The organism is Leifsonia sp. A12D58 (assembly GCF_047530025.1).
In the GTDB taxonomy this organism is placed as follows: Bacteria; Actinomycetota; Actinomycetes; order Actinomycetales; family Microbacteriaceae; genus Cryobacterium.
Map to the genome: position 1 here is coordinate 147,984 of NZ_JBLJAT010000001.1, position 13,301 is coordinate 161,284.

At 63.6% G+C, this 13,301-nt stretch carries 12 protein-coding genes and 1 riboswitch; of the genes, 11 read left to right on the forward strand and 1 reads right to left on the reverse strand.

From position 1 onward, the window contains the following. Positions 1-46: 46 nt before the first annotated feature. The 9 genes from ctaD (at position 47) to ACMT3I_RS00775 (ending at position 10,558) form a co-directional block, all read left to right on the forward strand. Positions 47-1,780, forward strand: coding sequence for a cytochrome c oxidase subunit I (gene ctaD / locus ACMT3I_RS00735; protein ID WP_414802529.1), 1,734 nt, complete (start codon positions 47-49; stop codon positions 1,778-1,780). Positions 1,781-1,844: 64 nt separating this feature from the next. Then, positions 1,845-4,901 (forward strand): Na+/H+ antiporter subunit A, encoded by a 3,057-nt coding sequence (locus ACMT3I_RS00740; RefSeq protein ID WP_414802530.1) that lies wholly within the window; start codon positions 1,845-1,847, stop codon positions 4,899-4,901. Beyond that, positions 4,898-5,419, forward strand: coding sequence for a sodium:proton antiporter (locus ACMT3I_RS00745; RefSeq protein WP_414802531.1), 522 nt, complete (start codon positions 4,898-4,900; stop codon positions 5,417-5,419). Before ACMT3I_RS00740 ends, ACMT3I_RS00745 begins: the two co-directional genes overlap by 4 nt. Next, entirely contained in the window at positions 5,416-6,978 is a 1,563-nt protein-coding gene (locus tag ACMT3I_RS00750) for a Na+/H+ antiporter subunit D (protein WP_414802532.1), read from the forward strand. The genes ACMT3I_RS00745 and ACMT3I_RS00750 overlap by 4 nt, the downstream gene beginning before the upstream one ends. Further along, on the forward strand, positions 6,975-7,580 hold the full coding sequence (locus tag ACMT3I_RS00755) for a Na+/H+ antiporter subunit E (protein WP_414802533.1): 606 nt from the start codon (positions 6,975-6,977) through the stop codon (positions 7,578-7,580). Before ACMT3I_RS00750 ends, ACMT3I_RS00755 begins: the two co-directional genes overlap by 4 nt. Beyond that, on the forward strand, positions 7,577-7,840 hold the full coding sequence (locus ACMT3I_RS00760) for a monovalent cation/H+ antiporter complex subunit F (protein ID WP_414802534.1): 264 nt from the start codon (positions 7,577-7,579) through the stop codon (positions 7,838-7,840). Before ACMT3I_RS00755 ends, ACMT3I_RS00760 begins: the two co-directional genes overlap by 4 nt. Then, positions 7,837-8,187, forward strand: a complete 351-nt coding sequence (gene mnhG / locus ACMT3I_RS00765; protein ID WP_414802535.1) for a monovalent cation/H(+) antiporter subunit G — start codon at positions 7,837-7,839, stop codon at positions 8,185-8,187. Before ACMT3I_RS00760 ends, mnhG begins: the two co-directional genes overlap by 4 nt. A gap of 54 nt (positions 8,188-8,241) precedes the next feature. Then, positions 8,242-8,331: riboswitch (ZMP/ZTP riboswitch) on the forward strand. Positions 8,332-8,342: 11 nt separating this feature from the next. Next, positions 8,343-9,659: a serine hydroxymethyltransferase gene (gene glyA, locus ACMT3I_RS00770; RefSeq protein WP_414803501.1), complete on the forward strand. Its 1,317-nt coding sequence runs from the start codon at positions 8,343-8,345 to the stop codon at positions 9,657-9,659. Beyond that, a complete protein-coding gene (locus ACMT3I_RS00775; protein WP_414802536.1) occupies positions 9,659-10,558 on the forward strand; it encodes a bifunctional methylenetetrahydrofolate dehydrogenase/methenyltetrahydrofolate cyclohydrolase in 900 nt (299 codons plus the stop codon). Before glyA ends, ACMT3I_RS00775 begins: the two co-directional genes overlap by 1 nt. Positions 10,559-10,751: 193 nt before the next feature. Here ACMT3I_RS00775 and ACMT3I_RS00780 read toward each other — a convergent pair whose 3' ends face one another. Further along, on the reverse strand, positions 10,752-11,288 hold the full coding sequence (locus ACMT3I_RS00780; protein ID WP_414802537.1) for a gamma carbonic anhydrase family protein: 537 nt from the start codon (positions 11,286-11,288) through the stop codon (positions 10,752-10,754). Positions 11,289-11,346: 58 nt separating this feature from the next. Between ACMT3I_RS00780 and ACMT3I_RS00785 the strand changes: the two genes are divergently transcribed. Both ACMT3I_RS00785 and ACMT3I_RS00790 read left to right on the forward strand, forming a co-directional pair. Continuing rightward, positions 11,347-11,823: a YbaK/EbsC family protein gene (locus ACMT3I_RS00785; RefSeq protein WP_414802538.1), complete on the forward strand. Its 477-nt coding sequence runs from the start codon at positions 11,347-11,349 to the stop codon at positions 11,821-11,823. Positions 11,824-11,847: 24 nt separating this feature from the next. Further along, positions 11,848-13,260 carry an amidase gene (locus ACMT3I_RS00790; protein WP_414802539.1) on the forward strand — a complete coding sequence of 471 codons (1,413 nt, stop codon included), beginning with the start codon at positions 11,848-11,850 and terminating at the stop codon, positions 13,258-13,260. Positions 13,261-13,301 lie beyond the last annotated feature (41 nt).

Consider the following 13,301-nt stretch of genomic DNA (forward strand, 5'->3'; position numbering starts at 1 on the left):
GCGTTATCGCCAACGCTGTACCGCTCCAAGCAATCGGAGACGATCAATGACGACAACAGCCAACCCCGCTTCTACGGCCGGAAACCGCCCGGCAGTTTCGACGACTGCGCGGCGCAAAGGCAACGTGCTGGTCAAGTGGATCACCTCCACCGACCACAAGATCATCGGGTACATGTACCTGATCACGTCATTCCTCTACTTCTGCCTGGGTGGAGTGCTTGCGCTCATCATCAGGGCGCAGCTGTTCGAGCCTGGCCTCGAGATCGTCGCGACGAAAGAGCAGTACAACCAGCTCTTCACCATGCACGGCACGATCATGCTGCTGATGTTCGCCACCCCGCTGTTCTTCGGGTTCGCGAACGCGCTGATGCCGCTACAGATCGGGGCCCCGGATGTCGCTTTCCCCCGGTTGAACGCCCTGTCCTTTTGGCTCTTCTTCTTCGGCAGCCTGATGGTCGTCGCCGGTTTTCTCACGCCGCAGGGTGCCGCATCCTTCGGCTGGACCGCCTACCAACCGCTGGCAAGCACCACATTCTCGCCCGGCATCGGCGGCAACCTCTGGGTGATGGGCCTTGCTTTGTCAGGCTTCGGCACCATCCTCGGAGCGGTGAACTTCATCACGACGATCATCACGATGCGTGCACCCGGAATGACAATGTTCCGGATGCCGATCTTCACCTGGAACACGCTGATCACGGCGCTCCTCGTGCTGATGGCATTCCCAATTCTTGCCGCCGCGCTGCTAGCCGCCGCGGCCGACCGGATCTTCAATGCACACGTCTATGACCCGGCAAATGGGGGAGCCCTGCTCTGGCAGCATCTGTTCTGGTTCTTCGGCCACCCCGAGGTCTACATCATCGCCCTGCCGTTCTTCGGCATCGTGTCAGAAGTGTTCCCGGTCTTCAGCCGCAAGCCGATCTTCGGTTACAAGACCTTGATCTACGCGACGATCGCCATCGGTGCATTGTCGATGTCGGTGTGGGCTCACCACATGTACGCGACCGGGTCCGTGCTGCTGCCGTTCTTCTCCCTGATGACGATGCTCATCGCGGTGCCGACAGGCGTGAAGATCTTCAACTGGATAGGCACGATGTGGCGAGGGTCACTGACTTTCGAGACTCCGATGCTCTGGGCAATCGGCTTCCTGGTCACCTTCACCTTCGGTGGTCTCACCGGGGTCATCCTCGCATCGCCGCCGCTCGACTTCCACGTGACCGACACCTACTTCGTCGTCGCCCACTTCCACTACGTCGTCTTCGGCACCGTCGTGTTCGCCATGTTCAGCGGATTTTACTTCTGGTGGCCCAAGTGGACGGGCAAGATGCTCAACGAACGCCTCGGCAAGTGGCATTTCTGGTTGCTCTTCATTGGCTTCCACACCACGTTTTTGGTTCAGCACTGGCTCGGGGTGGTCGGGATGCCCAGACGGTACGCCACCTACACTCCCGCCGACGACTTCACCTGGATGAATCAGGTCTCAACTGTGGGCGCCATGATTCTGGGCGTCTCTCTGATTCCGTTCTTCCTGAACGTCTACATCACCGCCCGAAAGGCACCGAAAGTCACCGTGAACGACCCCTGGGGTTATGGGGCTTCACTTGAATGGGCAACCTCGTGCCCACCGCCTCGGCACAATTTCACATCGATTCCGCGCATCCGTTCAGAACGCCCGGCTTTCGACCTCAATCACCCTGAAGTAGAGATTCCCGTGGGCATCGGACCAGCGAAAGATGCCCCCGATGCGCCCACATATGACGCTGAGCAACACGAAGAGCGCTAAAACCAGTCAAAACCACCCGGTAGTCTTATAGGGACACCACGACCGTAACAAGCCGGGAGGCCGCATGGCGACATTCCTCCTCGTTTTCCTGCTCGTGGCCATACTCACTCCCACTTTGACTCGTCTGTTGTCGGTGAGGGTTTTTTATGTCATCGCGCTGCTTCCCGCTGCGGCATTCGTTTACACACTGACCCAGACGTCGACTGTGATGGCCGGGCAGGCCGTCACAGAGCAGATTCCCTGGATCCCCGCGCTCGGCATTTCACTCTCGTTCAGAGTCGACACACTGGCCTGGGTTCTCGCCTTGATCGTCACCGGCGTCGGCGCACTCGTGCTGCTGTACTGCGCCAGGTATTTCTCGCCCACTGAACCGGGCCTTGGCCGCTTCGCCGCCTGCCTGCTTGCCTTCGCCGGCACAATGTACGGACTCGTCACTGCCGACGACATCTACATCATGTTCATGTTCTGGGAGATCACGAGCATCCTCTCGTACCTCCTGATCGGCCACTACACAAGCAAGCGAGAGAGCCGCGGTGCTGCCTTGCAGGCCCTGCTGGTCACAACCTTCGGTGGTCTGGCGATGCTCGTCGGCGTCGTGATGCTGTCGAATCTGGCCGGAACGACCTCGCTGGCCGAGATGGTTGCGAACCCCGTGACCGAGGCAGAAGCCGGACCGTTGCTCACGTGGGCAATCATGCTGATCCTGGCCGGCGCGCTCTCGAAGTCGGCCCTGATCCCGTTCCACTTCTGGCTCCCGGCAGCAATGGCCGCGCCCACTCCGGTGAGTGCCTATCTGCACGCTGCAGCCATGGTGAAAGCCGGTATCTACCTGGTTGCCCGACTTGCGCCGGGCTACGCAGACACTACGGGGTGGATGCCGGTGCTCGTGATCCTCGGCGTCTGGACGATGCTCGTCGGCGCCTGGCGTTCACTGCGGCAGTACGACCTCAAGCTTGTGCTGGCATACGGCACCGTCAGCCAGCTGGGCTTCCTGATGATCGTCGTTGGCTTCGGCACCAGGGATGCCGCCCTCGCCGGTATCGCGCTGGTGATCGCGCACGCCCTCTATAAGGCAGCACTATTCCTCATCGTCGGCATCATCGACCACCGGGCAGGTACCAGAGACTGGCGCGCCCTGTCGGGTATCGGCCGCCGCGAACCCGTGCTCGCAACGATCGCACTCGTCGCCGTCGCGTCGATGGCTGGCATCCCGCCGCTACTCGGATTCGTAGCAAAAGAGGCAGTGTTCACCTCGTTTATCGACGCGGGAATGCACGGCAACGGCTGGGGTTGGGTCGCCCTCATCGGCACGGCGATCGGATCTATGCTCACAGTGGCATATAGCGCCAGGTTCTTCTGGGGTGCGTTCGCCACTCGCCCGGATACTGCACCGACGCCACTGCACGCCAGCCGCTGGGACTTCATGCTGGCGCCCGGCATCCTCGCTGCAGCCACGCTGATTCTCGGCCCTCTCGCCTTCATGCTCGACCCGCTGCTCGCGCCATATGCCGACACCGTTCCGGGCGGCGGTCACTATCATCTGGCGCTCTGGCACGGATTCGAACCCGCGCTGTTCATCACCATCCTCGTCCTCGCTGTGGGCTGGGCGCTCTTCGTTGCGCGGCGACGGATCGCCAGGGTGCAGGATGCAGTTCCTCCGCTCGTCGACGCAGGTCACGGCTACGGCAGCACGGTACGTGGCGTCGACCGCATCGCCTTGTACGTGACTCGCATCGCCCAGAAGGGCGGCCTGCCGCAGTACCTGGCAACGATCCTCGTGGTGTTCGTGCTGGCGCTCGGCGCTGCAGCGGTGCTGAACCGCACCTGGCCGAGCGAGATCGTGTGGTGGGATTACCCGGGACAGGTCGTCATCGCCATCATCATGGGTATTGCCGCCATCATGGCTGCCCGTGTCGGCCAGCGGATGACCGCGGTGCTGCTCGCCGGTGTCACCGGCTACGGCATGGTTGCGCTGTTCGCCTTCCACGGGGCACCCGATCTGGCGCTCACTCAGGCGCTTGTCGAAACGATGACGCTCGTGGTCTTCGTGCTCGTGCTGCGCCGCCTTCCCCCGAAGATCGCCCAGCACAATCGACCGATGCACCGCAAGCGCAGGGCGCTGCTGGGTGCGCTCGTCGGAATCGTGATGGGAACTATCGGCTTCATTGCGCTCGGCGCCCGGCAGGCCGAAAGCATCGCCAAGGAACTACCGCGCCTCGCTGTTGAAGAGGGTCATGGCGCGAACATCGTGAACGTCATGCTCGTCGACATCCGCGCCTGGGACACCATGGGCGAAATCTCGGTGCTCATCGTCGTCGCCACAGGCGTGGCCAGCTTGCTCTTCGTCTCAGGACGCAACCCCGATGTGCTGCGCCTGCGCGAATCGAAAAAGTTGCGCAGCGCCAAGAACCGCCGCAGGATTGTCGTCGATCCCACCGCGTCCAACGAAGGACACGATGTCAGCCGTCAGTCCTGGCTGCTCGCTGGACGCACCCTTTCTGAGCGCAACAGGTCAATCCTCATCGAAGTGATCGTGCGCCTGCTGTTCCATCCGGCGATCATCGTCTCGATCTACCTGCTGTTCGCCGGCCATAATGCGCCGGGCGGCGGGTTTGCCGGCGGACTGATCGCCGGACTCGCGCTCGTCAGCCGCTATCTGGCAGGCGGACGCTACGAGCTCGGTGAAGCTGCACCGATCGACCCTGGCAAGATTCTCGGCCTTGGCGTCATCCTGGCCGTCGGTATGGCGATCATTTCGCTCTTCTTCACCGGGGTTCCCCTGGAATCCTTCTACTTCTCGACCGACGTACCCGTGCTCGGCCACCTCTCGTTCGGCACGTCGACCATTTTCGATATCGGTGTCTACCTCGTCGTGATCGGTCTGGCCCTCGACATCCTGCGTTCACTCGGTAGCGAGATCGACCGCCAGAGTGACACCCCTGGCGGTCTGGGCGACGGCACAGGCGGAACCGGTGGGGCACTCGACAACGAAGCCAGCGCCAAGAGCGGTGAACTCGATTCCTCCGAAGCCATCGCTCCTGATGCCGACGACAGCCACAGCCAGCCGACCGAGCCTGATTCTTCTGGCCGTGGCCGACCCACCTGGGAGGTCACGCGATGAGTGCATCCATGACCCTGGTCATCCTGATGGCCGTCATGTACGCCGCTGGCGTGTACGTGATGCTCGAGCGCAGCCTGACCCGACTGCTGATCGGCTTTTTGCTGGTGGGCAATGCGACAAACCTGCTGATCTTCATCATGAGCGGGCGTTCGGGTAGTTCGCCGATCGTCACAGGCACCTCACTCGACGAGACGATAGTCGACCCGATGCCTCAGGTGCTCATGCTCACAGCCATCGTCATCAATTTCGGAATCACAGCCCTCCTGCTCGCGCTCATTTACCGCTCGTGGTGGCTCGCCCAACTGGGTGACGAGGGTGACGACGTCACCGATGAGCACGCCGGTGAGGCTGCAGCCGAGTCAGATGCCGAGACCGAAGAGACGTTCAAGTCGTCGACCGACGACGAAGCGGCCATCCAGGCGCTTCTGGATGCCAGCGATCGCGAAGACCTGACACCGGAAGAAATCGCAGCGGTCGTCGCCGCGGCGCACGAAGAGAGCGCGGGAGGCGACAAATGACAAACATCCTCGTGCCACTTGTCGTGACGATCCCGTTGCTCGGCGCTGCGATCGCGCTGATGCTCGGACGGCGTCGCGGCCAGCAGATCTTTGTCAGCGTGACTGCGCTCACGGCGGTCGTCGTGATCAGCGCCATCCTGCTCATCGAGGTTGACCGCTCTGGCCCCGCTGTCGTGCATGTCGGGGATTGGCAGGCGCCGTGGGGGATCGTACTTGTCGTCGACAGGCTGTCGGCGATCATGCTGCTCATCTCGGCGCTGATGCTGCTCGGCGTGCTGTTGTTCGCTGTCGGCCAGGGCATCATCGACGGCGACCGCGAAACCCCGATATCGATCTTCCACCCCACCTATCTGGTACTGGCCGCTGGACTGTTCGACGCGTTCATCGCCGGCGACCTCTTCAACATGTACGTGGGCTTCGAGATGCTGCTGTCGGCCAGCTACGTGCTGCTGACGCTCGGTGGCACCGGTGCGCGCATCAGGGTGGGCGTGACGTACATCGTCGTCAGCCTGATGTCGTCACTGCTGTTCCTCAGCGCCATCGCTCTGCTCTACGGCGCGACAGGCACCGTCACGATGGCGTTGCTGGCCGAGCGCATCCCCGACCTGCCGGCCGACGTGCAGCTGATCCTACACTTACTGCTGCTCCTGGCCTTCTGCGTGAAGGCGGCTGTCTTCCCGCTGTCGTTCTGGTTGCCGGACTCATATCCGACGGCACCTGCACCCGTCACCGCGGTGTTCGCCGGCCTGCTCACCAAGGTCGGTATCTACGCCATCATCCGCACTGAAACCCTGCTGTTCCCCGACGGCACTCTCACGATGGCGCTGATGATCGCTGCGCTATTGACGATGGTGATCGGAATCCTGGGAGCACTCGCCCAAGCGGATATCAAGCGACTGCTCTCTTTCACGCTGGTGAGTCACATCGGCTACATGATCTTCGGTATCGCGCTCGGATCCCAGCTCGGCATGGCGGCGACGATCTACTACGTCGTGCACCACATCAGTGTGCAGACGACGTTGTTCCTGATCGCCGGCCTCATCGAGCGGATCGGTGGAACCACCTCGCTTTCGAGGCTCGGCGGACTACTGAAGACTGCCCCGCTCGTGGCCATCCTCTTCTTCATCGGTGCCCTCAACCTTGGTGGAATCCCACCGTTTTCCGGGTTCCTCGGCAAGGTCGCGCTCTTCGAGGCCGGCGTCAACGAGGGCGGGGTGCTCGTCTACGTGCTCATCGCTGGCGGTGCGGCCACCTCGCTACTCACCCTGTACGCACTTGCTCGCGCGTGGAACATCGCATTCTGGCGTTCACGCGCCGAGGTCAAGAACTACGACTCCCCGGTGCTCGGTGCCCTGCAGGAAGACCCGCATGACGAGGGAACCGTCATGACCAAGACAATTTCACCGCTGATGACCGGCGCTGCGGCATCCATGCTCGCGCTGACCGTTGCGCTGACGATCTTCGCCGGTCCGCTCTTCGACCTCAGCGATCGCGCCGCGAGCGACATCGATCAGCCCGCCACCTACATCGATGCTGTGTTCCCGAACGGGGCACCATGACATCCACCAAATCGCTCCTGACTCGCTCGGTCAACCAGCTGCCACTGTTCCTCGGACTTGTGCTGCTGTGGATGCTGCTCTGGGGTAACTTCTCGTGGTTGAACGTGCTGACCGGCGCGATCTTCGCCGCTGTGGTTTCGACGGTGTTCTACCTGCCGGCAGTTCAACTGAGCGGTCGGTTGAACCTCTGGCGGCTCGCGGTCTATTTCGCCAGATTGGTGTTCGACATCGTGCGGGCATCGGTCCAGGTCGCTTCCCTCGCACTGGCCCCAAACTATAAAGCGAGCAACGCCATCGAGGCCATCCACCTGCGTACCCGCAGCGACCTCATCCTCACCTGGGTCGCCGTGTCGACCTCGATCGTGCCCGGATCGATCGTCGTCGACATCGATCGGATGGACTCGACGCTGTATCTGCACGTGCTCAACGTGAAGACCATTGAGGAACTAGAGCGGTTCAGGAAATCTGTTCTCGACACCGAACGCAGGATTGTTCTTGCTATCGGGTCGAAGGAAGACGTGGCGCGGTTGCTCTCCGCCGACGAAGCTGTTGCCGCTGCGACCACTGAAGATCACGGTCAGCAAGGAGGAACACTCTCATGACAGTCATCATCATCATCACGGGAATCCTGTTCGGTGCTGCCGCCCTGTTTGCTGTGTACCGCATCGTCAAAGGACCATCGGTGCTCGATCGAGTGATCGCATCCGACGTGCTCGTGTCAACGATCATGTGTGCGCTCGGCGCAGAGATGGCGTTCAACCACCACATCGACACTCTCCCGATTCTGTTGGCCCTGGCCCTGTTCGGCGTGCTCGGCTCACTCAGCGTCGCGCGGTTCCTTCCGAGGCAGGACAGCGCATGAGCGATTCAGTACGCGATGTGATCACCGCAGTGCTCGTGCTTGCCGGGGCTCTGATGTGTTTCGCTGCCGGCGTCGGCCTGTTGCGCTTCCCCGATGTGCTCAGTCGCCTGCACGCGGCCACCAAGCCGCAGATCTTCGGCCTGATGGCTATTACGGCGGATGTCGCGGTGAACAACCTCAGCATCGGCACGATCACGCTGGTGGTCGCGATCATCTTCTTCCAGTCGCTCACCGCGCCCCTTGCCGCTCATTTGGTGGGCAGGGCGGCGTATGACACCCAGCATCTGCGTACTGATCTGCTCATAGCCGATGAGCTGAAGCCCTATCGAGACGGTCGGGGCCGCTGAACGAACAGTGGGGCCGAGCCCGATGCCGGTGTGCGTTGACAGCGGCTGATATGCTCCAAGGGTCGCAACTGGCGTAGCACGAAAGATGGGTCACCATCGGGGAGCGACTGACACGGTTAGTGGCCGCACGCCTGGGCTACGACATCCACTTTGAAATGTCTAAGGAGACGCCCGTGTCTACGAATGTGCCTGCTAGTTCATTGCCTTCAAGCTTCAACGCTCCCCTTGAGGAGGTTGACCCGGAGATCGCTGCGGTCCTCGAGCAGGAGCTCGGCCGCCAGCGCGACTACCTCGAGATGATCGCGAGCGAGAACTTCGTTCCGCGTGCCATCCTGCAGTCGCAGGGCTCGGTTCTCACCAACAAGTACGCAGAGGGCTACCCCGGACGCCGCTACTACGGCGGCTGCGAATACGTCGACGTCGCAGAGCAGCTCGCCATCGACCGTGCCAAGGCGCTCTTCGGTGCCGAGTACGCCAACGTCCAGCCGCACTCCGGTGCAACCGCCAACGCGGCAGTACTGTCTGCCATCGCCACGCCGGGCGACACCATCCTGGGCCTCGAGCTCGCCCACGGTGGTCACCTCACCCACGGCATGAAGCTCAACTTCTCCGGCAAGCTGTACAACCCGGTTGCATACGGCGTTGACCCAGAGACCTTCCGCGTCGACATGGATGTCGTGCGCGACAAGGCGCTTGAGCACAAGCCGCAGGTCATCATCGCCGGCTGGTCTGCCTACCCGCGTCACCTCGACTTCGCTGCATTCCGCGCTATCGCCGACGAGGTCGGCGCCAAGCTCTGGGTCGACATGGCCCACTTCGCCGGACTCGTCGCAGCCGGCCTGCACCCGTCGCCCGTGCCGTACGCCGATGTCGTCTCGAGCACCGCTCACAAGACGCTCGCCGGCCCGCGTTCAGGCTTCATCCTGTCGCGCGACACCGCGCTGGCCAAGAAGCTCAACTCCAACGTGTTCCCCGGTCAGCAGGGCGGCCCGCTCATGCACGTGATCGCTGCCAAGGCCACCGCGTTCAAGCTGGCAGCTGAGCCAGAGTTCAAGGACCGCCAGGAGCGCACCCTGCGCGGTGCAAGCATCCTGGCCTCGCGCCTCACCGCCGATGACTCCAAGGCCGGCGGCGTCGACGTGCTCACGGGTGGCACCGACGTGCACCTGGTGCTCGCCGACCTCCGCAACTCGGAGATCAATGGCCAGCAGGCTGAAGACGCACTGCACGAGGTGGGCATCACCGTGAACCGCAACTCGGTTCCGTTCGACCCTCGCCCGCCGATGGTCACCAGTGGCCTCCGCATCGGTACCCCTGCCCTCGCAACGCGTGGCTTCGGTGATGCAGAGTTCACCGAGGTTTCCGACGTCATCGCAGAGGCTCTCAAGCCGGGCGCAGACATCCAGGGCCTGCGCGCACGCGTCAAGGTGCTGACGGATGCCTTCCCGCTGTACCCGGGTCTGGTTCAGTAATGACCGCTGTCGTACTCGACGGCGTCCAGACCGCTTCTGCGGTCAAATCCGAGCTGGCCGAGCGCATCGCTGAGCTCCGCAAGCGCGGCATCGTGCCAGGACTCGGTACGCTGCTGGTCGGAGACGACCCCGGATCGCGCTCGTATGTCGCAGGCAAGCACCGTGACTGCGCTGAGGTGGGCATCGAGTCGATTCGCGTCGACCTGCCGGCCACCGCGACATCCGCTGAAATTCGGGCGGCCATCGCCGACCTGAACGCCAACCCCGCTGTCACCGGCTACATCGTGCAGCTGCCGCTGCCTGCCGGCCACGACGAGAACGCGATGCTTGAGCTGATCGACCCGTCGAAGGACGCCGACGGCCTGCACCCGATGAATCTCGGTCGCCTGGTCGCCGGAATCAGCGGGGAGCTCGCCTCCCCGCTGCCCTGCACGCCGGCCGGCATCGTCGAACTGTTGCAGCGTTACAACGTGCCGATCGCTGGGAAGCATGCGGTCATCGTGGGCCGCGGCCTGACCGTTGGTCGCCCGCTTGGGCTGCTGTTCACCCGCAAGGGACTCGACGCCACTGTCACGCTGACGCACTCCCGCACGGTCGACCTGGCCGCCGAGGTGCGCCGGGCCGACATCGTGGTGGCCGCTGTCGGTGTGCCGCACCTCATCCAGCCCGACTGGGTCAAGCCAGGCGCTGCCGTGCTCGACGTGGGAATCACCCGCGTCGAAGACCCGGAGACTGGCAAGGGCAAGCTCACGGGCGATGTGCACCCCGATGTGGCAGAGGTGGCCGGATTCCTGTCGCCGAACCCGCGCGGCGTTGGTCCGATGACCCGTGCCATGCTGCTGAGCAACGTGGTGAAGGCGGCCGAGCGCGACCTGGCTGCGGCCATCCGTCACTTCTAACCGGCACCTCCCCGTTGGTCGAGGAGGCCGCTCGCGGCCGTCTAGAGACCTCGAGAGTCGCCGTTTCGCCCGAGAATCGCCGCTGCAACAGCGACTCTCGGCCGGAGCGGCGACTTTCGGCGTTGCGCGGGGTGCGTTGTGCGCGGTTGCGGTGCGCGGGGTGCGTTGTGCGCGGTTACGGTGCGCGGGGTACTTACGCCAGCGCTGCCGCATGCAGGGCGACATGGCCGAGATAGTTCTCGGCATTGCGACGGATGCCGGCGACCTCGTCATCCGTCAGGGCGCGACGTACCTTGGCTGGTACCCCGGCGACGAGCGATCCGGTTGGCACGATCGTTCCCTCAAGCACCACGGCGCCTGCTGCGATGAGTGAACCGGTGCCGATGACAGCGCCGTTCATGACGGTGGCCGCCATGCCGATGAGCACGTCATCCTCGATGGTGCAGCCGTGCAGTACAGCCCCGTGACCGACCGAGACGTTGGCGCCGAGGGTGAGTGGATAGCCGCCGTCCACGTGGCATGAGACGTTGTCCTGCACGTTGGATCCCGCACCGATCGTGATCGGTTCTGCCTCTGCGCGCAGCACCGAGTTGTACCAAACGCTCGCGTTCTCGCCAAGTGACACCTGGCCGACGAGGATGGCGCCTGCCGCCACAAAAGCGCTGTCGGCAACGACGGGTGCCGTCAAGCCCGGCAGGGTGAGTAGGCGGGCGCTGGGATCGATAGTCATGGCGCCAGCCTAGCCAAGGGCTCACGCCGCATCGTGTCGGGCCGTCTAGGCTTCCAGAATGGTGAATACGAAGCATCCGGCCGTCGACCGTGTCACAGCAGCGCTCGCCGCCCACGATCTGGCGCCGGAGGTGCGCTGGTTCGAGGTTGCAACACCCACGGCCCAGGCCGCGGCAGAGGCTCTCGGCATCGAGGTCGGTGCCATCGCCAACTCGCTCATCTTCACGCTCGATGGTGAGCCGCTTCTGGTGCTGACGTCTGGCTCACACCGCGTCGACACCGCCTGGCTCGGGGAACAACTCGGCGGCACGATCGCCCGCGCATCGAAGGACGTCGTGAAGGATGCCACCGGACAGGTCATTGGGGGAGTGGCGCCCGTTGGACATCCGTCGCCCATCCGTACCCTGGTGGATGTGACGCTCGCCGACTACGACACCGTCTGGGCTGCCGCCGGGCACGCCCACACGGTCTTCCCAACGAATTACACAGAACTGCTGCGCATCACCGGCGGCGAACCTGTCGCTGTCGAGCCATAACACTCAATCTGGAGCGAGCCACCGTTGGAATTACACGAATACGCCAGCCTCGATGCAGTCGGGCTGGCCGAGCTGATCCGATCAGGCGAGGTGAGTTCGCGCGAGGTCGAAGAGACCGCCAGGCGCGCCATCGAACTCGTGAACCTCGACCTCAACGCGCTCACGCAACCGCTGTTCGACCCCGCGCTTGACCACGACTCGACGGGTCCGCTGGCCGGGGTGCCATGCCTGATCAAGGACAGCGGACCCTTCGCCCGTGGCGTCTCATTCACACTCGGCAGCCGGAGCATCCGCGGGGCGTTCGCCGGGGTCGACCACGAGCTGATGACGCGCTTTCGTGCTGCCGGACTCGTCACACTTGGGCAGACGACAGCGCCAGAACTCGGGCTGAGCTTCTCCACCGAGCCAGTGCTCTACGGGCCGACCCGCAACCCATGGGACCTCGCTCGCGGCGTTGGTGGATCGAGCGGCGGCGCGGCGGCACTCGTGGCGGCTGGGGCGGTGCCGATCGCTCACGGCAATGACGGTGGGGGATCACTGCGGATCCCGGCATCCAGTTGTGGGCTCGTCGGTCTCAAGCCCAGCCGTGGACGCACCCCGAGCGGGCCACTTGTCGGAGAATCCGGGTTCGGACTCGTCGCCGAGTTCGCGCTGACCCGCACGGTGCGGGACGCCGCGGTGTTGCTCGATGCCGTCTCGGCGCCAACCGTCGGCGAAAAATACACGTCGTCAGCGCCTCGTCGACCCTATGTGTCCGAACTGCGAGCCGATCCCGGTCGCCTGCGGATCGCGTTGATGAGCGACGCCTGGTCTGGAGTGGCGATTGATGCCCAGGTGGCTGCGACCGCCCTCGCCGCTGGTACGACGCTCGAGTGGATCGGGCACGTTGTGGAGCACGCACGCCCGGATCTGAATCCCGATGACATCATCGATGGGGCGATGCTCGGCGCGCTGGCCACCGGTGGCGCGATGCTGCGCGCTCCCAGCCGACCGGACCCCGCACTTCTTGAGGCGGTGTCGCGCGCCATCCTGGCCGAGACTGCGACATCCACTGCCCTGGAGCTGATGGCGGCGATCGATGCCCAGCACCGGGTGACCCGAATGGTCGGGATGTTCTTCGGCGAGTACGACCTGCTGGTCACGCCGACGCTGGGGCAGTTGCCTGCGCCGCACGGAACGCTCGACTATGACAATCCCGGGTACACGATGCGCACCTGGCTGCAGCGCATTCTCGACTATGGGCCGTTCACCGCACCGTTCAATGTGTCAGGTAATCCGGCGATCAGCCTGCCCCTCGGCCAGAGCCGCGAGGGCTTGCCGATTGGCGTGCAACTTGTTGCCGCCCACGGTCGCGAAGACCTGCTGCTGCAGATAGCCGCCCAACTGGAGCAGGCGCTGCCCTGGAGCGGCCGGCAGCCTCCGATCTACGTCGACTGATGCTGTTCTAGCAACGCGAGATCGGAGTTGTGGTCGTAATA